General features: G+C 73.3%; 1 protein-coding gene. It reads left to right on the top strand.

All coding sequences use genetic code 11. The features are described from left to right. Positions 1 to 221 precede the first annotated feature (221 nt). Positions 222 to 1,004, top strand: a complete 783-nt coding sequence (gene yaaA, locus C1J00_RS43485; protein WP_102914240.1) for a peroxide stress protein YaaA — start codon at positions 222 to 224, stop codon at positions 1,002 to 1,004. Positions 1,005 to 1,103: the final 99 nt, after the last annotated feature.

Consider the following 1,103-nt stretch of genomic DNA (forward strand, 5'->3'; position numbering starts at 1 on the left):
GGCCTTCGGGTATGCGGGCGGGCAGGGGGCGATGATGGCCGGGTTCGGCTTCGTGTGCCTGGTCGAGACGGTCGCGATGTCCGTGCTGCTGCGGGACTGGCCCGTCCGCTTCCACGCCGACGACGCCGACGGCCTCGTCCGCGCCGTCGGCGGCGCCCTCGGCCGGGTCCGCGTGTGAGCTCCCCGTACGCTGTCGGCGGAGTTCGATCGAAGGAGCACCCGTGCTTGTCCTGCTGCCGCCGTCCGAGGGCAAGGCCTCTTCCGGCCGCGGTGCCCCGCTGAAGCCCGAGTCGCTGTCCCTGCCGGGGCTGTCCGCCGCCCAGGAGGCCGTCCTCACCGAGCTGGTCGAGTTGTGCGCGGGGGACGAGGACAAGGCGCGCGAGGTGCTCGGGCTGAGCGAGGGGCTGCGGGGCGAGGTCGCGAAGAACGCGGAGTTGCGGACGGCGGGGGCGCGGCCGGCCGGGGAGATCTACACCGGCGTGCTCTACGACGCGCTCGGCCTGGCGTCCCTCGACACGGCCGCCAAGCGGCGTGCGGCGCGCTCGCTGCTCGTGTTCTCGGGCCTGTGGGGTGCCGTGCGGGTGACGGACCGGATTCCGTCGTACCGGTGCTCGATGGGTGTGAAGCTGCCGGGGCTCGGGGCGCTGGGCGCGCACTGGCGTACGCCGATGGCGTCGGTGCTGCCGGAGGTGGCCGGGGGTGGGCTGGTGCTGGATCTGCGGTCCGCCGCGTACGCCGCCGCCTGGAAGCCGAAGGGCGAGGTCGCCGGGCGCACGGCGTCCGTGCGGGTGCTGCACGCGCCGACGCGGAAGGTGGTCAGTCACTTCAACAAGGCGACGAAGGGGCGGATCGTGCGCGGCCTGCTGACCGCCGGTGCCGACCCGAAGGGACCGGCCGAGCTGGTGGAGGCGTTGCGGGATCTCGGATACGTCGTGGAGGCTCAGGCGCCCGCGAAGGCGGGGCAGTCGTGGTCGCTGGATGTGCTGGTGGACGAGGTGCACTAGCGGCTGTTGCAACATGCGCAATGACCTTTGCGCACTCTGCAGGCCGACGGCAGGATGGCGCCATGGCCTCCCCTTGCCCTCCCCCGCCCCCCTCAGTGC

The sequence above is a fragment of the Streptomyces cahuitamycinicus genome, from assembly GCF_002891435.1.
Taxonomy (GTDB): Bacteria; Actinomycetota; Actinomycetes; order Streptomycetales; family Streptomycetaceae; genus Streptomyces; species Streptomyces cahuitamycinicus.